Below are 23,832 nucleotides of genomic sequence, written 5' to 3'. Positions count from 1 at the left end.
TTGCGGTGGGTGGGGTTTTGGTCGGGTGGGGTTTTCCTTTCTGCCCCCCCCCGGTTTTCGTACCCCCTCCCCGCCCGCAACGGAGCGTTCGCGACGTCGGGCGTGGATGCCCGCGGTGCATCCACCGCACTCGGGGACACCCTTGTCACCCTGGCGAGCGAGTCCCACGCTCGTGGGCCCGGGTTCCTCAGTGACGGCCGAGTTCCGCATTAGCGATACCCGGGGGTTTGAATACCTATGCGTGGGCGGAGTATTCGGCGAACCGATATGGGCACGGTGTGTTCCGTTGTTTCACCTACACCGGTGAGTAATACGGAAAACGGGAAGAAGCCGGGTTATTCCCAGTGGGGTCGTCCCACTATCGGGGACTGTTCCCGCGCTGCGCCCGGCGAGGACACTGGCCGGGGCGATCAGTGTTCAGGGTGGGAAAAACTCGGGGAGAAATGATGAAGATTGTTCGTGCGTTACTGCTCGTCCCGGTTGCGGCGATGCTCGCCACGGTCGGGCTGGCCGCCTCGGCGAGCGCCGAGGAAGCGGGGATTTCCGATGCTGTCAACAGGTTCGAGAACGCCAAAAGCCATTGGTGCATCGACGACAGCATCCCGGCGGGGCTGCGCACCTTCGGCTGCAACACCTTGAAGTTCCAGCAGTTCAACGTCCATGTCTGGAACGACAAGACCCGGCAGCTGAAGAATCTCGCCACTGGGCGGTGTCTCGACGACAGCGACCAATTCGGCCTCCGCACGCTGGCCTGCTGGCCGGGCGGAAACCCGAATTCGAAGTACCAGAGCTGGGTGGTGACCAAATCCGGCAAGTACCTGCGGTTCCAGAACCAGGCCACCAAACGGTGTCTCACCGATATCGGCGGCGGCAAGCTCGTCACCAGGCCGTGCTCGGCCGACGACACCCAGAAGTGGAGCTGATCAGCTGACGAGTTCGAGCAGGCGGGACACGGGCAGGCCGGGGGAGCGGTGGCCGGCGCGGCCGATCATCGTGTCGGCGGCGAACAGCGCGTTGAGCACCGCTTCCTCGACCGCGTGGACAACGGCCTCGAAGAAGACGTCGAGCCGGTTCCACGGGATGAACCGCAGCTGCTCGTAGCCCGGCTCGCCGTCCGGGAAACCGCTGGTCAGCGCGCCGGGGTTGCCGGTGGAGAACGCCAGGAAGATGTCACCGGAGAAATGGGACCCGGTGGTGCCGGTGCGGGCGAGGCCGAGCGGGACCCGCCGCGCGAGCGCCGTGCACTGGTGGGGCAGGAGCGGCGCGTCGGTGGCGATGACGACGATGACCGAACCGGCCCCCGGCGGCGTCCGCCAGTCGGTGTCCTCCATCGGATTGTCGTCGGCCAGCGCCGTGCCCGCCGGTACGCCGCATACGGTGAGCTCCCTGCGGGAGCCGAAGTTGGCCTGGACGAACGCCCCGACGGTGTAGCTGTCCGGCCCGTGCGCGACCATCCGGGACGAGGTACCGCTGCCGCCCTTGAAGGCGTAGCAGTTCATCCCGGTGCCGCCGCCGACGGAGCCCTCGGCGATCGGGCCGGACCGCGCGGCGTCGATCGCGGCCATCGCGTGCGCGGGCTGGACGTGCGGCCCGTTGATGTCGTTGAGGTAGCCGTCCCAGGTCTCGGCGACCACGGGCAGCAGCCATTGCTCGGCGAGCGCCGGCTTCTCGCGGACGACCCAGTCGATCACGCCGCGATGGCACGGGCCCACGGCGTGGGTGTTGGTGATCAGCACCGGCAAGCGGAGCGATCCGGTTTCGCTGAGCCAGGACGTGCCGGTCATCTCGCCGTTGCCGTTGAGGGAAAACCAGCCCGCCGCGCACGGTACGTCGACGTCCGCCCTGCCGCGCGGGAGGATCGCGGTGACCCCGGTGCGGACGGCCTCGCCCTCCACCAGCGTCCGGTAGCCGACCTCCACACCCGGCACGTCGGTGATCGCGTTGTGCGGCCCGGTCAGGCCGGGCAACGGAAGGCCGAGTTCGCGAGGCCTAGTCATGCGATCGCCTCGCTCCGCGAGACAGTGTTGAATCCCTTTTGGCGCATGATATCCATGATTCGCTCGCAAGCGTCGCTCATGCGCGGGAACCTTCCAGATCACAGCCGGTCGCGTCGCAGGCGTAGGCGAGCAGCAGGTTTTCGGCTTGGCGGGCGTCGAAGGTCGGCACGGACTGGGTGAGGTGCAGGCCGATGCCGTCCTCGAGCATGACGAGCTGACGGGCGACGGTGGCCGCGTCGCGGGTCAGGGTGAACACGCCGGTCGTCGCGCCCGTTTCGAGAATGGTGGAGTACAGCGCGACCTGCCGTTCGCACAGCCGGATGTGCTGCGCGGCGTAGGCGGGATCGCGGCGGGCGAACGCGCCGAGTTCGTAGAGCAGGACACACAGTTCGTCGTCGCGACCGGACGGTAGCCCGGCGCGGATCATCCCGAGCAGCTTGCGCCGCGGATCGGGCTCGCGCCGTGCGGCCTCCTCCCGGTCGACGCAGAACCGTTCGACGGCTTCCCGCTGCACCTCGCGGAGCAGATCGGACAGCGCCGGGAAGTAGTAGAGCACCGAACCGGTCGACATGTCCGCCTGCTCGGCGACGTCCCGCAGCCGCAGGTCGACGACACCGCGCCGCAGGACCGCCTCCCGGGCGGCATCGATGAGCTCGGCGCGTTTCTCGTGCGCCCTGCTGGGTCTGGCCATGTCGGTGATTCTCTACACAAGAGTCAGAAAACTCAAGACCTGACCTCCGACACGCAGTCGTTACCACTGAAGGGGTTGACGTGGGCGCGGTCACAGTTCTTTGATGCACTCTCAAAGAACCCGGCTCAGGAGGCATCCATGGCCGCGCACCTGCACCGAGGCCTCAAGCTCCTCGGCACCCTGTTCATCACCCTGTCGGCGATCTCCCCGGCGTCGTCGGTCTTCATCATCGCCCCGGGCGTCGTCACCCAGTCCGGGACGGGTGCGTTCCTGGCGTTCGTGATCGCCGGCGTGGTCGGGGTCTTCATGGCCTTCGTCTACGCCGAACTCGGCTCGGCGTATCCGCTCAGCGGCGGCGAATACGCGATCGTGGCCAGGACCTTCGGGCGCCTGCCCGGATTCGTCGTCCTCGGCCTGTTCATGGTCTCGCAGCTGCTCATCATCGCGGTGATCGCGCTCGGCGTCGGCACCTATCTCTCGGTGCTCTTTCCCGGTCTGCACGCCCCGACGGTCGCGGCGGTGACCACGGTCGTCGCCACCGTGCTGGCCGTGTTCGACATCAAGCTCAACGCCTGGGTGACCGGGACCTTCCTGGCCATCGAGATGATCGCGCTGGTCGTGGTGAGCGTGCTGGGTTTCTGGCATCCGCAGCGGTCGCTGGCCGAGCTCACGGTGCATCCGGTCGTCTCGGGCGGGAACGGCACGGTCGTCGCGGCTTCGATCGGGCTGATCGGCGCCGCCAGCGCGGTCGCGCTCTTCGCCTACAACGGATACGGCGCGGCGGTTTACCTCGGCGAGGAAACCCATGACGCGCACCGCGGAATCGCCAAGACCATCCTGTGGGCGCTGGGCATCACGGTCGCCGCCGAGCTGATCCCGGTCACCGCCGTGCTGCTCGGTTCGCCTTCGCTGCCCGACCTGTTCGGTGCCGAGAACATGATGGACTACTTCATCACCGCCCGCGGCGGATCGGTGCTGAACGACGTCATCAGCCTCGCCGTGGCGCTGGCCATCCTCAACGCGGTCCTCGCCATCGTGCTGGTCACCGGCCGGATGGTGTTCAGCACCGGCCGCGACGCCGCCTGGCCGTCGCCGGTCAGCAGGGCACTGGCGAAGATCCATCCGCGCTTCGGCAGCCCGTGGATCGCCACCCTCGCGACCGGCGCGGTCGGCACCGCGTTCTGCTTCGCCGACAAGACCTTCCTGCTGGTGGTCACCTCGACGACGATCATCGCCGTGTACGCCGCGCTCTGCGTCTCGACGATGACCGGGCGCCGCAACGGTTCCACCGCGCACGCCGCGTACCGCATGCCGTGGTTCCCGGTCGCCCCGATCCTCGCGCTCGTCGCCATCGGCTATGTCGTGTACCAGAACTTCCGCGACCCCGAGATCGGCCGCCCGAGCCTGTTCGTCACCCTCGGGATCGCCGTCGTGTTCGCCCTCTACTACCTGTTCGTGCTGCGGCGCCGGGGAACCTGGGAACTCCAGGGCGCGGTCGACGAAACGCCGGAGGTCAGCTCCCCGCCGCGCCGGTGAACGTCGCGGTCAGCGTGAACCGATCGCCGCGGACGAGCGTGTGCCGCCATTCGACCGGGACGCCTTTGGCGTGGCTGAGCCGGTGGATCGACAGCCCCGCCGAACCGGGTGCGCAGCCGAGCGTCGCGCAGTCGGCGGGACAGAGAACGACGGCGCGGATCGTCTCCCGGCCCCGATCGAGCCGCAGATCCGCGCAACGCGCCAGCACGGCGTAGACGCCGGTGTGCGTGAGATCGGCGTCGAGCAGGCAGGCCGCGCGATCCGCCGGAAGCCAGACCCGGTCCAGTGCGAGGGGTTCCTCCCCGGCCAGGCGGAGCCGTTCGACGTGGACGAGCGGTGCGGAGCCGTCGAGCCCGAGGTGATCGGCGATGACCCCGTCGACGTGCACCTCGAGCCTGCGGACCACGCTGCGCTGGGTGCGCTCGGTGGTGCGGACGGCGGCGTGCAGGCTGTAGAGACTGCCCAGCGGCTGCTCGACGTCGCGTGTCGGGTGCAGCCGCGGACGTTTTCCGCGTTCGGCGCTCACCACCCCGTCGGCACGCAGCTGGGCGAGCGCGCGGCGCACGGTCGTGCGGCTGACCCCGTATTCGGCGACCAGTTCGAGTTCGCCGGGGAAGCGTTCGGCGAATTCCCCGGCCCGCAGCCGTTCGAGTACCGCGTTCTGGACCTGCCGCCACAGGGGTTCACGGGCGGTGCCTGCCATCACTCTCCCCGGGTCGAAATGTCCCTACATTTGGTTGAGCCGCGAAACGACCGCACCCTAACGTTTCCTCCCGGACATTCGGTCCGGGGAGGTGGTCCTGGTGAGGAGAACACGGCACCGCGTCGTGATCATCGGCGGCGGTACCGCGGGAATCACTGTCGCGGCACGGCTCCGCCGGGCGGGCCAGAACGACGTCGTCGTGGTCGATCCCGCTGTCACGCACTACTACCAGCCGCTGTGGACCCTCGCCGGTGCGGGGCACGCGCCGATCGAGGAGAGCGCACGACCGCAGGCGTCGGTCATGCCGCGCGGGGTGCGGTGGATCCGGCAAGCGGCCGAACGGGTCGACCCGGATGTCCGTGAGGTCGTGCTCGCCGACGGGAGTGTTCTCGGCTACGAACAACTGGTGCTGTGTCCCGGGATCCGGCTGGACTGGGACGGGATCGCCGGCCTGCGTCCCGCACTCGGAATGGACGGTGTGGGCAGCAATTACGCCTACGAGTCCGCGCCCGCGACGTGGAACGCCATCCGGAACACGCGGTCGGGCACGGCGGTGTTCGCGATGCCCGCGGGCCCGATCAAATGCGCCGGCGCCCCGCAGAAGATCGCCTACCTCGCCGCGGACCACTGGCGGCGCGCGGGTGTGCTCGGCGCCGTCGACGTGCACCTGGTCCTGCCCACGCCCGGGTTGTTCGGCATTCCCGAGTACGCCGGCGTTCTCGCGGAGGTGGTGCGCCGCTACGGCATCACTGTGCACTTCGAGAGCGAGGTCACGGCGGTACGGGCGGACGTCCGCGAACTGACGGTACGCAGTCTCGCCACCGGCGCGACGTTCGCGCTGCCTTACACGATGGCGCATCTCGTGCCACCGCAGAGCGCACCGGACTGGATCCGGAAGAGCGGGCTGGCGAGCCCGGACGATCCCGGCGGATACGTCGAGATCGACAAGCACACCCTCCGGCACGTCCGCCACCCCGGCATCTTCGCGCTCGGCGACGCCGGATCCTCGCCCAACTCCAAGACCGGCGCGGCGGTGCGCAAACAGGCCCCGGTCGTGGTGGCGAACCTGCTCGCCGCGCAGCGCGGCGCCCCGCTTCCGGCGAGGTACGGGGGATACGCGTCGTGCCCGCTGACGACCGCGCGGCGCAGGACGCTGCTGGCGGAGTTCGACTACTCGATGCGCCCGGCGCCGAGCATCCCGTTCCTCGACACCACGAGGGAACGGACCGACATGTGGTACCTCAAACGCCGCGGGCTGCCGTTCCTGTACTGGAACCTCATGCTGCGCGGCCGATTCTGAACAGGAGAATTCCTTGTCCGGCACCGGAAACCTGGTCTTCATACAGTACTATGTGGACTGTCTGTCCCAGGCGTCCTACCTCGTCGGCGACCGCGGCACCGGGCGCGCCGTCGTGGTCGACCCGCGGCGGGACGTCAGCGGCTACCTCGCCGACGCCGCGTCGCACGGTTTGCGGATCGAGCGGGTCGTCGAAACCCATGTACACGCGGATTTCCTTTCCGGGCACCTGGAACTGGCCGCGGCCACCGGTGCGCGGATCTGCTACGGCGACGCCGCGCGCGTGGACTTCCCGGTCGACCCGCTCGCCGACGGACAGCGCATCTCGCTGGGCGACGTCGAGCTGGAGATCCTGCACACGCCGGGACATACGCCGGAATCCGTCAGCATCGTCGTCTGGGATGGTGAGGCCGTCCCGTACGGCGTGCTGACCGGTGACACGCTGTTCGTCGGCGACGTCGGCCGTCCCGATCTGCTGGGCGCGGACGGCTGGTCGTCCGACGCGCTGGCGAGGGCCCTGTACCGGTCGGTGCGGAAGCTGCTCACCCTGCCCGACGGCACCCGGGTCTTCCCGGCACACGGCGCGGGTTCCGCGTGCGGCAAGAACCTTTCCCCCGAAACGAGCAGCACGATCGGGGCGCAGCGGAGGGCCAACTACGCACTCGCCCCGATGACCGAGGACGACTTCGTCCGGACCGTCTGCGAAGGGCAATCGCCCGCACCCGCGTACTTCGCCTTCACCTCGGTGCGCAACCGCGAGCAGCGCCCTACCCTCGCCGAGCACGAGCCCGTACCGGATCTGCTGCCCATGGAAGTGGGCCCGGACGCGGTCGTGCTCGACACCCGGGACGCCGCCGAGTTCGCCCGCTCCCACCTGCCGGGCGCGATCAACGCCGGACTCACCGGCCGCTTCGCCGAGACGGCGGGACAGGTGCTTCGCGCTGAAGATCCTTTGGTGCTCGTCTGCTCGCCGGGCAAGGAGACCGAAGCCCGGAACCGCTTGGCACGCATCGGTTTCGACCGCGTCATCGGCTGCATCGACGCCTCGCTGGCCGCTGGGCAGGTGGCTGTGCGGATGACGCCTGCGGACCTGGCCGACGTCCATCGCGAACGGCAGGTCGTCGATGTCCGTAAGCCGGGGGAGGTGCGGGCGAGCGGCGTGGTGCCGGGCGCGGTGCTTCTCCCGCTGCCGGAACTCCTCGACCGGCTCGGCGAACTGGACCCGGAGCGGCCCACGGTCGTGTACTGCGCGGGTGGTTACCGCTCCTCTGCCGCCGCGTCCCTGCTGCGGGCGCGCGGGTTCACCGACATCACCGATCTGGAAGGCGGCTTCACCGCCTGGTCCGGTTTCGCGGTGGGGAGCGCTAGCCGAGCACCGTCCCGGCGCGTTTGACCGCGCGCAGCACCGGAGTCAGTTCGAACTGGCTGATGTCGGGCAGCTCGCCGAGCGTTCCGGTGATCACCTCGTACAGCTCGTCGACGTCGCGGGCGACCAGAGTCGCCACGACGTTCGAGCTGCCGCTGGTCACCGCGACCAGCCGGGTCGCCGGTTCGGCGGCGAGCAGCCCGCCGGCGCGAGCGAGCCCGGCGGGCCGGACCGACAGCCACAGCACGGCCTCCATCCGGTAGCCGAGCAGCTCGGCGTCCACCTCGGTGGCCAGCCGGATGATGCCGCCCGCCAGCAGCCGGGCCACCTTGCGCCGGGCGGTGGACTCGGAGATCCCGGTGGCCCTGGAGAGATCCGAGTACGGCGTCCGGCCGTCGGCGGCGAGGAGTTCGACCAATCGCAGGTCGATACCGTCCTGTTCGGGCGGCGTCTTCGGCGGATCGAAGACGACGGCGGGGGCGAGCGCGGCGGTCTTGTCCTCGTCGAGGAGCGGGGCCCGCCAGCCGAGCGACTCCGGGAAGATCTTCAGCAGCCGGTGGGTCCGCCACGACGTCACCGAGGTCATCGCGGGAAGCTCCTTGAGCAGCAAGGAACGCTGCTCCCGTGGGCCGGGGACGAACACGACCGCGTAGACCTCGTCGCCGCCTTCGAGGTAGAGCACCTCAAGCGTGCTCGACAGCGCCGCGACCGCGTCCGCGACCAGCGGTGTACGCCCCGGCTTGCATCGCAGCCGCAGCACCAGCGGGACGACGCCGGGCAGGCACATCGGGTTGCGGACCGCGGTCACCCGGACCGCGCGGCTGCCCAGCAGTGGTCCGGCGTGGCGGACGATGGTGCGTTCCGAGACACCGACGGCGGCCGCGACCCGACCCCAGCTCGCGCGGCCGTTCACCTGGAGGGCGGCGACCAGCTTGCGGTCCACGTCGTCGAGGGTGGGCATGGGGCGAGCTTACGTCGTTGTCGCGTTTCCGTCTGTATGGCTGGTGGGATGTCGTCTTTCGTGCATCAGGGGCGGCATCAGGGCGCCGGTGAGTCTCCGCCCGGGTTGTGTGGAGGTAGAGCGAGCGAAGCGCATGGAGGCGACATGGCCGAGCAGGACGAGAACCCCGTGGTCACCATCGAAACCGGTGCGGTGCGCGGGTGCCGGGACGGCCGGGTGGCGGCGTTCCTCGGCATTCCGTATGCGGCGGCACCACTGGGAGCACTGCGGTTCGCCGCGCCGGAACGACCCGCGTCCTGGGAGGGCGTCCGGCCCGCCGATCGCCCGGGCCCCGCGCCGATCCAGTCACTCGCGGGGGTGCCGGGCGGAGCCGTTCCGGCGGCGCTGCCGGGAACGTCCGAGGACTGCTTGACCGTGAACGTCTGGACCCCGGCGGCCGAGCGGGGCGACCGGCTGCCGGTGCTGGTGTGGCTGCACGGCGGCGGATTCGCCACCGGCGCGGGCTCGGCCGCGTGCTACTCGGGCCGGGAACTCGCGCACCGGGGCGACGTCGTCGTGGTGACCGTCAACTACCGGCTGGGTGCGCTGGGATACCTGTCCTTGCCAGGGCAGCGGCCCGGCGCCAACTTCGGCCTGCTGGATCAGGTCGCGGCGCTGGAGTGGGTGCGCGACAACGTCGCCGCGTTCGGCGGGGACCCGGCCAGGGTGACCGTGGCGGGGCAGTCGGCGGGCGCGTGCTCGATCCTCGCGCTGGCGACCATGCCGCACGCGCGGTCCCTGTTCGGCAGGGCCGTGCTGCAGAGCGCACCGTTCACCATGGACGGTCACGATCTCGCCCGGGCCGAGGAGGCCACCAAGATCTTCTGCTCCTGCGCGGGCGTCGGCGAAGACATCGAGGCCTTGCGCTCGCTGAGCGCCGAGCAGGTGCTGGCGGCCCAGCTGGAGACGGCCCGGCGCTGGGACGCGCCCAGCTACGAGGACCGGGCCTTCGTGCCGGTCGTCGACGGCACGGTCCTCACCACCGCGCCGGGGCGGGCCGCGCTGGCGGGCAGCTTCGACGGGATCGACCTGATGATCGGCTGCACGGCGGACGAAGGGCTCTTCTTCCCCGAAGCGCAGTCACTCTGGGCGACCGGCGAGCCGCCCCGGCTCACCGGCGACCTCGCCGAGGAGTACGCGCGGCTGGCGGCGGCCCGCCCGGCGGACCCACCCGCACGGGTGCTCGGCCAGGTGATCACGGACCGCTTCGTGGCCGGAAGCTTCGATCTCGCCGAACACCGGGCCCGCACCGGCGCTCCGGCACACGTGTACTGGTGGCGCCGCCCGGGTGATGACGCGGACGGACGGCTCGGTGCGGCTCACTGCGCGGAACTCCCTTTCCTGTTCGGCACTTTCGACGCCTGGCAGGGCTCGCCACTGATCGGCGGGACCGCCGAGGAGCACCGCTACCTCGTCGAACGGACCCAGACCGCCTGGCTTTCCTTCGTGGCCACCGGAAATCCCGACCCGGACGGTGTGCTCGGCTGGCGGCCGTACACCACCGGCGACCGGCTCGCGCTCGCCTTCGACGTCCCGGTCGAGACCATGTCCGATGTGGATGGACGGGGTTGAGCCGAACGGGTAAGAGGCTGGCCGCGTCCCGAGTAGGTTCAGATGGGGTTCAGTCAAGGCGAAGGATGGTCTCCTCGATCTCGGTCCTGCGGGCCGGCGCATACGCGGACTCGGTGCCGACGATCGTGAAGCCCGCCTTGCGGAGGACGCTGAGCGAGGCCACGTTGTCACTCGCGGCACGAGCACGCAGTGGCCGGACGGAGACTTTTTCGAGCAACAGCGCCAGTGCGCGGCTGGCGACGCCCTGCCCCCAGACATCGCGGTCGATCCAGTAGGTGATTTCGGTGTCGCCCTCGAGCACGAAGGCGGCGATACTGCCCACGAACCGTCCCCCACGGGTGATTGCCCAGTTCTTGGCGTCGGGGTCGGCGAGCACTCTGCGCATGTGGTTGTCGAACGCGTCGCGATCATCGGGATCCTCCGCGGTGAACGCGGCCATCCAGACCGACTCGGGATCACGCATGAACTCGAACAACGTCCCCAGATCGGAGTCCTCGATCGGGCGTAGCGCCACCTCGTGCATGTACCCACCTCCTTGCCGTAGTTCTGTCTCAGTTCTGCCTCGCCGGACAACCTAACGCCGGCCACCGACAATTCCGCGCTCGTCGTGCGCCGCCCGCGTCCGGACTGCCGAGCGTGGAGGGGCAATGTTCCTTGGCCGAACGCGCAGCGTCCGCCGAATCGGACCTCGCGAGTGGGGACGGTGTGCCATCGATGTACCCGGAACCGCGGCGTACTGCGCCGCCGGCAGAGCCCCTGACGAGCCAAAGGATTGCCACTCTTCATGTCGGAACATCTCGTGAACGTCCTCACCGTGGGCCAGGGTTCGACCGATCCGGGGCTGGACATCCTCGGGGTGCTCATGATCGCTGTGAGTATCGGCTTTTTCCTTTTCTTTCTGGTGGCTCTGTTCGGCGTCCTGGGCTCGAACATCGGCTGCGGGGCGAAGATCCTGTGGTTTTTCGTGATTCTCGCGTTGCCGTTCCTGGGGAGTCTGCTGTGGTTCGTCGTGGGTCGCCGAAGCGCCGACCCACGGGCGTGAGCCGGGCCATTGGATCCTTGACGGAGTGCGGATGGCAGACGACCGGCGGTCCTTTGTGGACGCGAATGTCGCCGGTACTCGCGGAGCGGCGCGATGCGCAACACTAACCGGGGGTGGGTATGTGGAGGATGTTTCTTCGGGGTCTGCGTAGCGGGTCCACGTAGTCCGGTGGGATGAATTCGGGGAGTCCGTCTTCGGCGATGCGGACTTTCCAGTCGGCTTTGTGGAGGAGTCGGTGGTGGGCGCCGCAGAGTAGGACGAGATTGCGGAGGATGGTGTGTCCGCCGTGGGTCCACAGGGTTATGTGGTGGGCGTCGCAGTGTCGGGGTTTGCGGTGACAGCCGGGGAAGGCGCAGCCGCCGTCCCGGATTACCAGCGCTTTCCGTAGTGCTGGGGTGACGAGTCTCTTGGCGCGCCCGAGGTCGAGGGGTTCGCCTTTGGTGCCGAGGACGGCGGGGATGACCTGGCAGTCGCAGGCGAGCATGCGGGCTTCGGTCGCGGAGATCTGCGAGACCATGTCCAGGCAGGCGGTGCCCAGCTTGGACTTCAAGTCCTCCAGTGTCACTGTGACCAGCAGCTGAGCACGGTCGCCACCCGGCACGTCGGGCACGTTGGCGAGCATGGCGATGGCTTCGCCGAAGGCTTCCCCGTACCGCTGGGACGGCGACCGCAGATCCGGCCACCTGTCTTCCCCGGCGGGGCGTGGTGTGGCGAGAGGATCGAGAATCGTGCTCAGCCGGGTGCCGGTGATGGGGTCGAGCTGTCCGTCGATGTCGTACCAGCCGTCTTTCCGTTGCCGCAACCGTAACTCGGGCTTGCGCTCTGGCGGGTCCGGGTCTTTTGGTTCTTTCCCGTCCTGGTCCATCCGTGCCAGGATCTCGTCGGCGGCCTTGACCACTTCCTGTGGTGTGGCGTGGCGAGCGAGTTCGACGAGGATCTTCTCGGCGCTGCTTCTGTCCTCGTCGGACACAAAAGCGGGGACCTTCTTCAGGAAGTGGAGGATCCGGTCGCTGTGGTGCGGGCCGATCTCACCGTCGAGTGCGGCGGCACGCGTTGCTGGCGCGGTGGCGGGGAGTTCGCTACCGTCGATGTTGCGGCCGGGGTTCAGTCCGTGGGCGCGGTCGAGGTACTTTTTGGCTTCACCACGCGACATTCGTGCCATGTGCGCGAACCATGCCGCTGTCGACCCATAGCCGTACAACTCGGACACACCACGCGACTCGATCTCCGCGAGGAACTGGCCGAGTTCAGCGTCCAGGCGCCACAGGGACTCCAGTCGGGTACGCACCTTGTCGGCGAGTTCACGACCGGATCGCCGCCACAGCTCCTGTGGCGGTTCCAGGGTGGACAGGTTCTCGGACACGCCACCATCATACCGCAGATGCTAGAACATATGTTCGACACGATCGAGTGAACTGATGGATGCCCAATCACGGTGAGGTCTTTGTGAAGGGGCTCCTTCATAGCGTCCCGCGCACCGAAGGACCCCTTCACAGCATCGAAGTCCACAAAGGAACGCACCACCTGAGGGCGTTGCGTTCCGATCGGTGCGTCAGCCGGACTGCTGGAAGGCGGCGCGGTAGCTGGTGGGACTGGTGCCGACCACGCGTTTGAACCGTTCGCGGAACGCCGTGGGAGAGCCGAATCCCACTTGCGACGCGATGCGGTCGACCGGGTGATCGGTGGCTTCGAGCAGGTACTGCGCCTGGCGGACGCGGGCGCGCAGCAGCCATTGCAGCGGGGTGGTGCCGGTCTGTTCGCGGAAGCGGCGGTTGAGGGTGCGGGTGCTCATGCCCGCCTGGCAGGCGACGTCCTCGAGTGTGAGGTCCCGTCCGGCGTTGTCCTCCAGCCAGCGCAGCACGGGTTCCAGTTCGGAGCCGCGCGGCACGGGTGGCTGGTCGTGCACGATGAACTGGGCCTGTCCGCCCTCGCGTTCCAAGGGCATCACGGACAGCCGGGCGGCGTCGGCCGCGACCGCCGAGCCGTGGTCGCGGCGGATCATGTGCAGGCACAGGTCGAGGCCCGCTGCGGCGCCGGCCGAGGTGAGGAACTGTCCATTGTCGACATAGAGCACGTCGGCGTCGACGTCGACGGCGGGGTGGAGCCGGGCGAGGGTGTCGGCCGCGAGCCAGTGCGTGGTCGCGCGGAGGCCGTCGAGCAGGCCGGTGGCCGCGAGGATGAACGCGCCCGAGCAGATCGACGCGAGGCGGGTGCCATCGGCCGCGGCTTTCCGGAGGGCGTCGAGAACCTCCTCCGGGACCGGCGTGAGGTCCTGGCAGCCGGGCAGGATGATCGTGTCCGCCTCCGCCAGCGCCGCCAGCCCCCACCGCGGCCGGAGAGTGAACATTCCGGCGTCGACTATCGGGGTGGCCCCGCAGATCCGGACGCGGTAGGCGGGGCGGCCGTCGGGCAGCCGGGTGCGGGTGAACACCTCGATCGGCGTGGACAGGTCGAACGGGACGACCTTGTCCAGCGCGAGGATCGCGACGGTGTGCATGGCAACACCATAGGCACCCTCGCCATTCCAGCCAACTGCGCTGACTAGGAGGTTTACCGCTCTCTTCAGGTCAGATGCGGTGGCGAGAATCCGTTGAAAGGTGGCAATCCAGCCGCTTCTCCGGAACTTCGGCGATGGCTAGCGTCGGGCTCGCCGAAGCCGAGGAGGAAACCGCGCGTGACCAAGGTCCTGCTTTCGATCCACGTACTGGCCGCGATCATCGCGATCGGACCGGTGGCCGTCGCGGCCAGCATGTTCCCCGCCGCGACCCGCCACGCGCCGGCCGCGCCGGACCGCGACCCGGTCGTGCTCCGCACCCTGCACCGCATCTGCCGCGTCTACGCCGTGGCCGGGATCTTCGTCCCGGTGTTCGGGCTGGCCACGGCGAGCAGCCTCGGCGTGCTCGGCGACACCTGGCTGATCGTCTCGATCGTCCTGACCGCGATCGCGGCCGCCGTCCTGGCGCTGCTCGTCCTCCCCAGGCAGAACGCCGTGCTCACCGGCCTCGCGGCACGGAAGGAGCCTGACCGGAAGGCGCCCGCGCGGCTGGCCATGTACACCGGGATGTTCAACCTGCTGTGGGCCGCGGTCACCGTGCTGATGATCGTCCGCCCCGGCTCGACGACGGGGGCCTGACGTGCGGCCGTTGCGGATCGTGGCGGGCGCGGAGCTGGTCTCCCTGATCGTCCTGCTGGTCAACCTCGCCACCGTGCACTGGCCCGCGGTGTCCTCCCTCGTCGGGCCCCTCCACGGGTGCACCTACCTGTTCGTCGTCGTGCTCACCCCGCGCCTGCGCGAGGCGGGCACCCGGATCCGGGCGATGGCGGTGATTCCCGGCATCGGCGGGCTGCTCGTCCTGAGACAGCTCGCCCGCGCACTACGCTGAACCCATGAAGGGTCTCCTCCTGCGACTGTCCGCTGTGGACACTGATGCCGAGGCGGCGGTGCGGGTGATCGCCTACTTCGACGAACTGGTCGCGCACGGCGCCGGGCTGCCGGACCTGGTCCGCGCCACGGCGTCGCTCGCGGGATGCGTGGCGGGCCTGCGACACGACGGCGAACGGCCACTGCGGTTCCGCCCGGGCGGCGAGCGGGCCGACGGCGAGGAGCGGGTCTCGGTGGCCGCGGATCTCGGCGACGATCCGGCGGGCCGGGTGTGGCTGGAACGGACGGACGATTCGGGCAGGCTCGACGACCTCGTCCTGGAACGTTTCGCCATCGCGGCCCGGCTGCTCGCGCGGCCCGTGCGGACGAAGACGCCGCCACAGCTGGCCGATCCCGCGCTCGTCGAGCTGGTGCTGGGGGAGCAGGCGGCGGACGAGGACCGCGCGCGGGCGTTGCGTTTACTGGGATTGGACGCCGCGAAGCCGGTGCGGGTCGTGGCGGTCGGCACCGAGGACGGCGGAGATCCGGGCGCGGCGGCGGTCGCGCTCGTCGCACGGGTCGGGGCGCTGCCGCCGGTGCGGGTGGCGATGATCGGCGGGGTCGCGGCCGTGGTGGTCCAGCCACGGGCCGGTGCCGCCGTGGTGGTCCCGGCGCTGCGTGCCGCGCTGGCCGAGCGGGCCAGGGAGCGCAGTTCCGCCGGATCCGTCCGGGTCGGCGTCGGCGACGCGGTCGACGGGCTCGACGCCCGGTGGTCGTGGCTGCAGGCACGGCTGGCCGAACGGTTCGCGGTACCGGACACCGAGGCGGTGGTCGAGCACGGCGAACTCGGCCCGCTCACCCTGCTCGCGGAGATCCCGATCGAACGGCTGCGCGCCCACGACGACGTCCGTGCCCTCGACGCGCTGGCCGCGACGCCGACCGGAGCGGTCGACGTCGCGACGCTGGAAGCCTTCTGCCGCACGGGTTCCCTGCGGCAGGCGGCCGCCGTGCTGCACCGGCATCACAGTTCGGTGGCCGCCCGGCTCGCCCACGTCGAGGACGCGCTGGGCTGGCGGCTGGACGAACCGGACGACCGTTTCCGCGCCCGGCTGGCGTTGCTCGCCCGCCGCCTCGCCACTCAGGGCTGACCGTCAGGCCGGTTCCACGCCCAGCACCCTGGCCAGCACCGCGAGGCGCTCGGCCGCCTCCCGCTTGCTGATTTTCGCGTGCTCCACGATGGCGGAACCGTGGAACGTGCCGGGGAACAGGTGCAGTTCGACGGTGACCCCGGCGGCGAGCAGTGCCTGGGCGTAGGCGATGCCCTCGTCGCGCAGCGGGTCGAACTGCATTGTGGAGATGTACGCGGGCGGCAGGCCGGTGAGGTCGGTCGCCCTGGCGGGCGCGGCGTGGACGGGGACTCCCCCGGTGCCGCGCACTCCGGCGCCGAGGTAGTGGTCCCAGCTGAGTTCCGCGCGCGGCCGGTTCCACAGCGGGGTGTCGACGAACGCGCGCATGCTGGGCGTTTCGAGGCGATCGTCCAGTTCGGGAATGCCGAGGAACTGGAACGCGATCGACGGCCCGCCCCGGTCCCGTGCCAGCAGGGCGAGCGCGGCACACAGCCCGCCACCCGCACTCTCACCGTGGATCACGATCCTGGCCGGATCGACGCCGAGTTCGTCGGCGTGTTTCGCGGTCCACACCAACGCCGCGTAGCAGTCCTCGAGACCTGCCGGGAACGGCGCCTCGGGTGCCAGCCGGTAGTCCACGGACACCACCACGACGCCGAGTTCGCGGGCGAGGCCGACGTTGCTCGCGTGGTCGATCTCGAGGTCGCCGACGATGAACCCGCCGCCGTGCACGTCGAGGATCGCGGCGGGCGCGGCGAGCCGCTCCGGCGTGTAGATCCGCACCCGGACGTCCGGGGCGCCCTCCGGGCCGGGCACGAACTCCTCACGGATCGCGACGCCGGTGGTGTCGACATCGCCGTACAGTTCGGCGACCGCCTCGTTCAGCATCGACCGGGCGGCGGCCAGATCCGTGAGGTCGGTGTTCGGCAGCATCGGAATGGCCGCGGCGATCTCGGGATCGAATGCGTAGGTCACAGTGTCTCCACGGGGCCGGGAAGGGAAGTCCCATTCTCGTCGGCCACCGCCGCGGCGATCATCCGCCACGTGTCGCCGGGACGGCCGGAGCGGACCGACGATCGCGCGGTTCGCCGGTGTTCCGTGACCGGAGCAGCCACGCGGTCAGGATTCCGCCTGCCAGCGCGACTCCGCCGCAGAACACCAGCACCGTGCCGATCGCCCCGGTCGCGTCGGTGCCGTGGCCGCTGTAGAGCGTGCCGCACAGGGCGACACCCAGCGCGAGTCCGAGCTGGCGGGAGCTGTTCGCCGCCGCTCCCGCGGTACCCCCGAAGGCGGTGGGCACGGCGGCGATGGCCACCGCCGGGAACACCGGGGACACCATTCCCGCGCCGAGCCCGGTGAGTACCAGTGCCGGCAGCAGCGCGATCCAGTTCGGCGCGGCGAGCGCGGCGAGCCCGGTGACGCAGCCGAGTCCGATGAGGACGGTCGCGCCGCCGAGCACGAGGCCGGGCGGGAGGCGGTGCAGCCGGTCGCTGATCAGCGCCGAGGTCAGGAAGAAGACCACGACCTGCACGGTCAGCGCCAGCGAGGTGCCGGCCGGGCTGAGCCCGGTGGTGTCCTGCAACCACACCGAAAGCACCGGCAGCGCACCGAAAGCGGCGAAGTAGTAGGCGAAGGCGACGACCAGCACCCCGGCGAAAGCGGGGGTACCGAAGAGCTTCGCCGGGGCCATCGGCGCCGGATGGACGCGTTCGGCCAGTACGAACGCAACCAGGGCCACCACGGCGATCCCCGCGCCGAGCAGCGTCCCCGGTGCGGTCCAGCCGTGGTCGCCGCCGTTGATCACCGCGAAGGTCAGCGCCGACACGGTCACGGTGAAGGTGACGATGCCGGGGAAGTCGATCCGGTTGCCCGAGCGCTCGCTCTCCCCGAGCGACGTGACGGCGAGGACGAGGGCGACGACGCACAGCGGCAGCGAGACGAAGAAGATCCAGCGCCAGCCAAGGAGTTCGGCGAGCACACCGCCCGCCGCGGTGCCGATCGCGCCTCCGGCGCCCGCCACCGTGCCCCATACCGCGAACGCCCGTGCCCGCGCGCGGCCGGTGTAGGTGAGGCCGACGAGCGGCAGGATCGTCGCGAACATCGCGGCGCCCGCGACGCCTTGGACGGCGCGGGCGGCGATCAGCACGGCGACCGAGTCCGCGATCCCGCAGGCCAGCGTCGCCAGGCCGAAGGTGACCAGCCCGGCGAGGTAGACCCGCTTGCGGCCGAGGTTGTCCGACAGCGAGCCCATGCCGAGCAGCAGCCCGGCGAGCGCCACGGTGAAGACGTCCACGATCCATTGCCGGGCGCCGAAGCTGCCGCCGAGTTCGGCGCCGATGCGCGGCAGGGCCACGGTGACGATCGTCGTGTAGAGGATGAGCAGGAACGTGCCGAGGCAGGCGGCCACGAGCGGGCGCCAGGAGACGGGGTTTCGGTCGAGTGCGGGTCCCATGACCGGAACGATGGTGTAATGGTCTTGTGCGTGAGAACCATTACTACACGGAGATCCTGCGGCTGGTGACCGACATCACCAACGATCCACCCGCCGACCTCGCGGATCTCCGGCGGCGCTGTGCCAGGGCGTATCTCAGTCCCGACATCCCCGCCGGGCCGGAGGACCTCGAGGACATCCGCGCGCTGGGGGTCTGCTGGGCCGAGATCGTCGACGCCGAGACCGAGCAACGCCGTGTCGACCTGCTCAACGCGTTACTCGCCAAGGCCGCCGCCTATCCACGGATCACCAACCACGACGACTGCGCGGGCTGGCATCTGCACTACCGCGACGACGGCGTCCGGCTCGCCGCGGTGCTGCGCGCGGTCGTCGGCGTCGCCGCGGCACAGCATCTCACCGAGCTGGGCATGCACCGGCTCGGGCGGTGCGCGCTCGAAGAATGCCGGGCGGCGTTCGTCGATTTCACCCGCGGCGGCGCGCAACGCTACTGCACGCGCGTGTGCGCGAACCGGGACGCCGTGCGTCGCCACCGGCGGCGGACTCAGCCGGTCGGCGGAGTCACTCAGCCGACCGGCTGAACGGGACTTTCAGCCTTGGATCCGGGACATCGCCCGATGTCCGGCGATGGCGATTTCGCGACGCTGGGAGTGTCCACTTTCGACGTCGAGAAGGAAGAACGCCATGAACGCACGGACGCGGGCCGCCGCGCTCGCCGAAGAAGACCTGAAGCACCCGCGCAGCCTGACGGCGTTCCGCGGGCTCAATCTGCTCGTCACCGGCTACCTGGGCCTCAGCGTGCTGACGCTCGTCGCCATCTTTCTGCTTCGCGGCAACACCGCGATGGTGACCGACGCCGTCTGGGTCAGGGTGACCATCGTCGTCCTCAGCGCGTTGCTGACCTTCGCCTTCGCCAGGGGTGTCGCGCGCGGGTCCCGGCGAGCCTTCCTCCGGCTGCGCATCGTCTCGGGCGTCATGGTCGTCGCCATCGCGGTGATCATCGCGATCCCCGGCCTGTTCCCGCTGTGGCTGCGGATCGAACAGGGCGTGTGCGGGCTGCTCCTGCTCGGCGTGGTGGCGATCGTCAACGGCAAACACCTCCGTGCGCTGTTCGGCAAGTAGGCCCGGTGCCGTGAGATCGTGGTGGGCGCGAGGTCGCCGAGGAGGGCGCAGATGAGCAGTCCCGCGCTGGACCCGGGGGAGCAGCTGAAGCGCCCGGTCATCACCGTCATGCCGTACGTGCTGCTGGCGGCGCTGGTGGTCTTCACGGTGCTGGTCAAGCGGTCCGAGCCGGACACCCTGGTGTTCGACGTGGTGCTGTGCGCGCTGTCGGCGGCCTGGATGCTGGGGATGTTCACCCTGCGACCCGCCTGGCGGCACCGGCCACTGGTGATGGCCGTGTTCGTCGTCGTCCTGACCGCGCTCACCCTGCTGCTGGCGATCCGCTCTCCGTGGTTCGGGGTCTTCACGCCCGCGTTGTACGTCTACGCGTTCCGGCTCCTGCCCTGGCCGGGGCAGCTTCCGTGCGTCGCGGCGGTGGCGGTCGTGGCGGGGACCGCGCAGGCCTACAACGTCGAGAAGACCACGGTCTTCGGCTGGCTGGTCTACGCCGCCGTCGTGCTGGCGAACGTGCTGCCGTTGTGCCTGTTCGCCTGGTTCGCCTGGCGCGCCGACCTCCAGAACGAGGAGCGGAAGCGAACGCTCGCGGAGCTGGCCGAGGCCAACCGCAGGCTCGAGGCGTCCCTGGCGGAAAATGCGGAACTGCAGGAGCAGTTGCTTGCCCAGGCGAGGGAGGCGGGCGTGGTCGGCGAACGGCAGCGGATGGCGCGCGAAATCCACGACACCCTGGCGCAGGGGCTCACCGGGATCATCACCCAGCTGCAGGCGGCCGAGCACGCGGCCGACGATCCGGAAGGCTGGCGCGGGCACGTGCGCACCGCGACCGGGCTGGCGCGCGAGAGCCTGTCCGAGGCGCGGCGATCGGTGCACGAACTGCGCCCGGCGCCGCTGCAGGCGGCCGTGCTGTCCGAGGCGGTGGCGGAGGTCGCCGAGCGCTGGTCGGCACTGCACGGGATTCCGGCCCGGGTCACCACGACCGGGCAGGCCCGCCCGATGCGACCGGAGGCGGAGTTCGCGCTGCTGCGGGTCGCGCAGGAGGCACTGGTCAACGTCGCCAAGCACGCGGGGGCGACAAGGGTGGGCGTGACATTGTCCTATTTGGACACGGAGGTCGCGCTGGACGTCCGGGACGACGGCAGGGGTTTCGAGCAGGCGGTGGAGGGCGGTGCGCGGATGGACGGCGGGTTCGGGCTGGTCGCGATGCGCCAGCGGATCGAGGGACTGGCGGGTACCGTGCGGATCGAATCGGAACCGGGGGCGGGCACTGCGGTCTCGGCGTCCGTCCCGGCCGAGCCCGCGGGAGCGCACGCATGAGCGAAGCTTGCGAGCGAATCATGGATATCATGCGCCAAAAGGGATCGAGCACTGTCTCGCGAAGCGAGTCGATCGCGTGACCGGCACCGAAGGCCCGGTCACCCTGTTGATCGTCGACGACCATCCGGTGGTCCGGGACGGACTCGCCAGCATGTTCGCGCGGGATCCGGAATTCGCGGTGCTCGGGGCGGCGGCCGACGGCGCCGAGGCGGTGCGGCTGGCCAAGGAGCTGGCCCCCGACGTCGTCCTGATGGATCTGCGGATGCCGGGGATGGACGGGCTGGCCGCGATCACCGAACTGGCCAGACAGGGCGTCACCGCGCGGGTGCTGGTCCTGACCACCTACGACACGGACAGCCACGTGCTGCCCGCGATCGAGGCGGGCGCGACCGGATATCTGCTCAAGGACGCGCCCCGCGACGAGCTGCTGCGGGCGGTCCGGTCGGCCGCGCGGGGCGACGCGGTGCTCTCGCCCTCGGTGGCCGCCCGGCTGATGAGCCGGTTCCGGGCGCCGGCGACGGGACCGTTGAGCCGCCGCGAAATCGAGGTACTGGAGCTGGTGGCGGCCGGGTCCACGAACCGGGAGGCGGCGGCGAAGCTGTTCATCAGCGAGGCCACGGTCAAGAGCCATCTGCTGAACATCTACGGCAAGCTCGGCGTCGGCGATCGCGCCGCGGCCGTCGCCGAGGCGTTCAGCCGGGGTCTGCTGAAGCCGGGGACGCCGTGACCCATCCTGTCATTTCTGTATGATACAGGTTTATGACAGGTTCGCGGTCGCAGTGGCTCGCGGGTGAGCTGCGGGAACGGATCGCGCTCGGCGACCACGGCCCGGCCGGGGCGCTGGAGAGCGAGGCCGAGCTGGGCCGCCGTTACGACGTCAGCCGGGTGACGGTCCGGCGCGCGCTCGAACAGCTGCGGGACGAGGGACTGCTGGCCTCCCGCAAGGGGGCGGGCTGGTACGTCGTTTCGGGCATGTCGTTCGGGCAGTCGCTGGCGCTGGGCACGTTCCAGCACGCCTCGTCGGCGATCGCGGACGCCGGGGTCCCGCTCGTCCGCACGGTCGTCGAGTACGGCTACGGCGTCCCGCCGCGCGGCGTCGCCCGGTTGCTGGCCGTTCCCGCCGACGCCGAGACACTGCGGGCCCAAGTGGTGCGGCGCGCGGGCGCGACCCCGCTCGACGTGGTCACCGAGTGGGTGCCGCTGGCGCTGGCGGCGCCGGTCAGCCGGGCCGACGCGGAACATCCGGGGATCTGGGAAACCTTGCGCCGCAACGGAAACCAGATCGCCACCGTCCGGCAGAGTATCGCCGCCGCGACCGCGGGGCAGCGGGAGGCGGAGCTGCTCGAACTGCCGGAGCACACGCCCGTCCTGCTGATCCGGCGGCTCGCCGTCGGCCAGGACGGTACGCCGATCGCCCTGTCCGAACACCGCTACGCGGGTCACCGCTTCCGGCTGGACGTGGAGTTCCGTGGCTGGCCCGCCACGGCGGCCGCCGAACCACCCGGCGTGGCACCGAACATCCCCGAACCGGACCAGGAAGGCTGACATGCGGATACTCGTCACCGGCGCGGCCGGCTTCATCGGCTCCCACTTCACCCGGCACTGGGTACACGAACATCCCGGCGACCACGTCGTCGCCCTCGACGCGCTGACCTACGCCGGCAACGAGGCGAACCTCGCCGACGTGCGGGACCGGATCACCTTCGTGCGCGGGGACATCGCCGACGCCGAACCGGTGCTGCGTGAGCACCGCGTCGAGGTGATCGTCAACTTCGCGGCCGAGTCGCACAACAGTCTCGCCGTGCTCGATCCCGGATTGTTCTTCCGCACCAACGTTCTCGGCACGCAAAGCCTGCTGGAGGCCGCCCGCCGCGCCGGGGTGGACCGCTTCCATCACATCTCCACCTGCGAGGTCTACGGCGATCTCGCGCTCGACGCCGAGCAGGCGTTCACCGAGGAGTCGCCGTACCGGCCGCGCACGCCCTACAACGCCAGCAAGGCCGGGGCCGACCACGCGGTCCGCGCCTACCACGAGACCTACGGCCTGCCGGTCACGATCACCAACTGCGCCAACAACTACGGCTCGCACCAGTTCCCGGAGAAGGTGCTGCCGCTGTTCGTCACGCACGCGCTGGACGGCAGGCCGCTGCCGGTCTACGCGTCCAAACACCACCGTCGCGAATGGATTCACGCGCTCGACCACGCCCGCGCCGTGGCGGCGGTGCTCGAGAGGGGCCGCGTCGGCGAGACCTATCACGTCGGCACCGGTGTCGAGGCGAGCGTGGACGAGATCGCGGACCTGGTGCTGGCCGAGCTCGGCATGCCCGCGTCGTGGAAGAAGGAGGTGCCGGACCGGCCGGGACACGACCGCCGCTATCTGCTGGACTCCGGCAAGATCCGCCGGGAGCTCGGCTGGCGGCCGGAGGTCGAGTTCGGCGCCGGGGTGCGGGAGACCGTCCGCTGGTACGCGGACAACCGCGACTGGTGGGAACCGCTGCGCGGACGTTCCCCGGTGACCGAAGGGGCTTGGGCTTCTTAGCCGCCCGGCCGGTGCCCGGGACGGGCAGGAGAGTCCGGACGCGCACCTGCCCTTTGGGGTGCGTGATCCGCGCCCCGGCGACGACATACTCGCCTGGTGCGGGGAATTCGCCCCGTCGATGGTAGTCCGCATAGGGGAGAACATGAAGCGTAGGACCCGGGTGCTCAAGCCCGCGCTGGTCACCGCCGCCGTCGGCATCGCGCTACTGGCAGGGGTTCCTGCCGCGCAGGCCGCCGTGGCGGATCCCGGCCCGGCCGGGGCCAAGAGCACGCTCGAGGTGAAGAGCGCGGTGTGGGGCGAGCTGCACGTCGGCGACTGCCAGCAGAACAACGGCACCATGGTCATCCGCTCGGACGGGACGGGCGACTGGAGCGCGACCACGTTCACCTATCACACGCACTCCGGTGACATCTGGCACTCGAGTTTCGACTTCTACACCACGGCCGGGTATCACCTGTTCGGCGCGGGCACGTTCGACAGCCCGCGCATGAACGACGGGAACCCGCCGCCGAAGTACAACTGGGGTGGGCACTTCACGTTCAACCCCGCCGACTTCAACGGCGTCGACATCTACAAGACCATCCAGCACTCGCGCTGCTGATCGGTCCATTGTGGACGTAGCGGGGGGGGGGGGGGGCCGGGGCGGGCCGCCGCGGCGCGCCCGCGCGCCCCCCCCCACCCGGCGCACGACGCCCCCGGGGGGCCCCGCGCGCGCGCGG

25 protein-coding genes are annotated in these 23,832 nt (G+C 70.2%); 16 read left to right on the top strand and 9 right to left on the bottom strand.

Annotated elements, in window-relative coordinates; translation table 11 throughout:
- Nucleotides 1-446 precede the first annotated feature (446 nt).
- A complete protein-coding gene (locus tag ACFWY9_RS41225) occupies nucleotides 447-923 on the top strand; it encodes an RICIN domain-containing protein (RefSeq protein WP_378341444.1) in 477 nt (158 codons plus the stop codon).
- Here the strand turns inward: ACFWY9_RS41225 and ACFWY9_RS41220 are convergent, their stop codons facing one another.
- A complete protein-coding gene (locus ACFWY9_RS41220) occupies nucleotides 924-1,997 on the bottom strand; it encodes a P1 family peptidase (protein WP_378341443.1) in 1,074 nt (357 codons plus the stop codon).
- Between the two features lie 76 nt (nucleotides 1,998-2,073).
- Nucleotides 2,074-2,688, bottom strand: coding sequence for a TetR/AcrR family transcriptional regulator (locus ACFWY9_RS41215; RefSeq protein WP_378331306.1), 615 nt, complete (start codon nucleotides 2,686-2,688; stop codon nucleotides 2,074-2,076).
- A 138-nt stretch (nucleotides 2,689-2,826) separates the two neighbouring features.
- Here ACFWY9_RS41215 and ACFWY9_RS41210 point away from each other — a divergent pair, with 138 nt between their 5' ends.
- Complete coding sequence (locus ACFWY9_RS41210) at nucleotides 2,827-4,224, top strand: APC family permease (protein ID WP_378331307.1); 1,398 nt, start codon at nucleotides 2,827-2,829, stop codon at nucleotides 4,222-4,224.
- Here the strand turns inward: ACFWY9_RS41210 and ACFWY9_RS41205 are convergent.
- Nucleotides 4,202-4,927: a GntR family transcriptional regulator gene (locus ACFWY9_RS41205; RefSeq protein WP_378341442.1), complete on the bottom strand. Its 726-nt coding sequence runs from the start codon at nucleotides 4,925-4,927 to the stop codon at nucleotides 4,202-4,204. The genes ACFWY9_RS41210 and ACFWY9_RS41205 overlap by 23 nt on opposite strands.
- A gap of 100 nt (nucleotides 4,928-5,027) precedes the next feature.
- On the opposite strand from ACFWY9_RS41205, the gene ACFWY9_RS41200 reads away from it, so the two are divergent.
- Together ACFWY9_RS41200 and ACFWY9_RS41195 are read left to right on the top strand one after the other, a co-directional pair.
- A complete protein-coding gene (locus ACFWY9_RS41200; RefSeq protein WP_378331309.1) occupies nucleotides 5,028-6,227 on the top strand; it encodes an FAD-dependent oxidoreductase in 1,200 nt (399 codons plus the stop codon).
- Nucleotides 6,228-6,240: 13 nt separating this feature from the next.
- Nucleotides 6,241-7,617: a rhodanese-like domain-containing protein gene (locus ACFWY9_RS41195; RefSeq protein WP_378341441.1), complete on the top strand. Its 1,377-nt coding sequence runs from the start codon at nucleotides 6,241-6,243 to the stop codon at nucleotides 7,615-7,617.
- Here ACFWY9_RS41195 and ACFWY9_RS41190 read toward each other — a convergent pair.
- Nucleotides 7,589-8,551: an Lrp/AsnC family transcriptional regulator gene (locus ACFWY9_RS41190; RefSeq protein ID WP_378341440.1), complete on the bottom strand. Its 963-nt coding sequence runs from the start codon at nucleotides 8,549-8,551 to the stop codon at nucleotides 7,589-7,591. The genes ACFWY9_RS41195 and ACFWY9_RS41190 overlap by 29 nt on opposite strands.
- 144 nt (nucleotides 8,552-8,695) lie before the next feature.
- Between ACFWY9_RS41190 and ACFWY9_RS41185 the strand changes: the two genes are divergently transcribed.
- Nucleotides 8,696-10,162: a carboxylesterase/lipase family protein gene (locus ACFWY9_RS41185; protein ID WP_378331312.1), complete on the top strand. Its 1,467-nt coding sequence runs from the start codon at nucleotides 8,696-8,698 to the stop codon at nucleotides 10,160-10,162.
- A gap of 49 nt (nucleotides 10,163-10,211) precedes the next feature.
- On the opposite strand, the gene ACFWY9_RS41180 is transcribed toward ACFWY9_RS41185, so the two are convergent.
- Nucleotides 10,212-10,685: a GNAT family N-acetyltransferase gene (locus tag ACFWY9_RS41180; protein WP_378341439.1), complete on the bottom strand. Its 474-nt coding sequence runs from the start codon at nucleotides 10,683-10,685 to the stop codon at nucleotides 10,212-10,214.
- A 276-nt stretch (nucleotides 10,686-10,961) separates the two neighbouring features.
- On the opposite strand from ACFWY9_RS41180, the gene ACFWY9_RS41175 reads away from it, so the two are divergent.
- Complete coding sequence (locus ACFWY9_RS41175) at nucleotides 10,962-11,204, top strand: PLD nuclease N-terminal domain-containing protein (protein WP_378331314.1); 243 nt, start codon at nucleotides 10,962-10,964, stop codon at nucleotides 11,202-11,204.
- Nucleotides 11,205-11,307: 103 nt separating this feature from the next.
- Here the strand turns inward: ACFWY9_RS41175 and ACFWY9_RS41170 are convergent, their stop codons facing one another.
- Both ACFWY9_RS41170 and ACFWY9_RS41165 read right to left on the bottom strand, forming a co-directional pair.
- Entirely contained in the window at nucleotides 11,308-12,567 is a 1,260-nt protein-coding gene (locus ACFWY9_RS41170; protein WP_378341438.1) for a DUF222 domain-containing protein, read from the bottom strand.
- A 189-nt stretch (nucleotides 12,568-12,756) separates the two neighbouring features.
- The gene (locus ACFWY9_RS41165) at nucleotides 12,757-13,701 is read right to left on the bottom strand and encodes a GlxA family transcriptional regulator (protein ID WP_378341437.1); all 945 of its coding nucleotides are present in this window, start codon (nucleotides 13,699-13,701) and stop codon (nucleotides 12,757-12,759) included.
- A gap of 177 nt (nucleotides 13,702-13,878) precedes the next feature.
- Here ACFWY9_RS41165 and ACFWY9_RS41160 point away from each other — a divergent pair, with 177 nt between their 5' ends.
- From ACFWY9_RS41160 to ACFWY9_RS41150, 3 genes are read left to right on the top strand one after another with little or no spacing between them, the layout of a single operon-like run.
- On the top strand, nucleotides 13,879-14,337 hold the full coding sequence (locus ACFWY9_RS41160) for a DUF2269 family protein (RefSeq protein WP_378331317.1): 459 nt from the start codon (nucleotides 13,879-13,881) through the stop codon (nucleotides 14,335-14,337).
- Between the two features lies 1 nt (nucleotide 14,338).
- Nucleotides 14,339-14,587, top strand: a complete 249-nt coding sequence (locus ACFWY9_RS41155; protein ID WP_378331318.1) for a DUF3817 domain-containing protein — start codon at nucleotides 14,339-14,341, stop codon at nucleotides 14,585-14,587.
- A gap of 4 nt (nucleotides 14,588-14,591) precedes the next feature.
- On the top strand, nucleotides 14,592-15,713 hold the full coding sequence (locus tag ACFWY9_RS41150; protein WP_378331319.1) for a PucR family transcriptional regulator: 1,122 nt from the start codon (nucleotides 14,592-14,594) through the stop codon (nucleotides 15,711-15,713).
- A gap of 3 nt (nucleotides 15,714-15,716) precedes the next feature.
- On the opposite strand, the gene ACFWY9_RS41145 is transcribed toward ACFWY9_RS41150, so the two are convergent.
- Nucleotides 15,717-16,667 (bottom strand): alpha/beta hydrolase, encoded by a 951-nt coding sequence (locus tag ACFWY9_RS41145; RefSeq protein WP_378331320.1) that lies wholly within the window; start codon nucleotides 16,665-16,667, stop codon nucleotides 15,717-15,719.
- Nucleotides 16,668-16,725: 58 nt separating this feature from the next.
- On the bottom strand, nucleotides 16,726-18,144 hold the full coding sequence (locus ACFWY9_RS41140; protein WP_378331321.1) for an MFS transporter: 1,419 nt from the start codon (nucleotides 18,142-18,144) through the stop codon (nucleotides 16,726-16,728).
- Nucleotides 18,145-18,170: 26 nt separating this feature from the next.
- On the opposite strand from ACFWY9_RS41140, the gene ACFWY9_RS41135 reads away from it, so the two are divergent.
- From ACFWY9_RS41135 to ACFWY9_RS41105, 7 genes are all read left to right on the top strand, one after another.
- Complete coding sequence (locus ACFWY9_RS41135; protein ID WP_378331322.1) at nucleotides 18,171-18,722, top strand: CGNR zinc finger domain-containing protein; 552 nt, start codon at nucleotides 18,171-18,173, stop codon at nucleotides 18,720-18,722.
- Between the two features lie 103 nt (nucleotides 18,723-18,825).
- Nucleotides 18,826-19,263 carry a hypothetical protein gene (locus ACFWY9_RS41130; RefSeq protein WP_378331323.1) on the top strand — a complete coding sequence of 146 codons (438 nt, stop codon included), beginning with the start codon at nucleotides 18,826-18,828 and terminating at the stop codon, nucleotides 19,261-19,263.
- Nucleotides 19,264-19,314: 51 nt separating this feature from the next.
- A complete protein-coding gene (locus tag ACFWY9_RS41125) occupies nucleotides 19,315-20,574 on the top strand; it encodes a sensor histidine kinase (RefSeq protein WP_378331324.1) in 1,260 nt (419 codons plus the stop codon).
- Between the two features lie 76 nt (nucleotides 20,575-20,650).
- The gene (locus ACFWY9_RS41120; RefSeq protein WP_378331325.1) at nucleotides 20,651-21,301 is read left to right on the top strand and encodes a response regulator; all 651 of its coding nucleotides are present in this window, start codon (nucleotides 20,651-20,653) and stop codon (nucleotides 21,299-21,301) included.
- 32 nt (nucleotides 21,302-21,333) lie between these two features.
- Nucleotides 21,334-22,119, top strand: coding sequence for a GntR family transcriptional regulator (locus ACFWY9_RS41115; RefSeq protein ID WP_378331326.1), 786 nt, complete (start codon nucleotides 21,334-21,336; stop codon nucleotides 22,117-22,119).
- 1 nt (nucleotide 22,120) lies between these two features.
- Nucleotides 22,121-23,113, top strand: a complete 993-nt coding sequence (rfbB, locus tag ACFWY9_RS41110; RefSeq protein ID WP_378331327.1) for a dTDP-glucose 4,6-dehydratase — start codon at nucleotides 22,121-22,123, stop codon at nucleotides 23,111-23,113.
- Between the two features lie 142 nt (nucleotides 23,114-23,255).
- Entirely contained in the window at nucleotides 23,256-23,714 is a 459-nt protein-coding gene (locus tag ACFWY9_RS41105) for a DUF6294 family protein (protein WP_378331328.1), read from the top strand.
- The last annotated feature ends 118 nt before the right edge of the window (nucleotides 23,715-23,832 follow it).

It is taken from the genome of Amycolatopsis sp. NPDC059027 (genome assembly GCF_042739735.1).
In the GTDB taxonomy this organism is placed as follows: domain Bacteria; phylum Actinomycetota; class Actinomycetes; order Mycobacteriales; family Pseudonocardiaceae; genus Amycolatopsis.
This window is presented reverse-complemented; position numbering and strand designations above follow the sequence as displayed.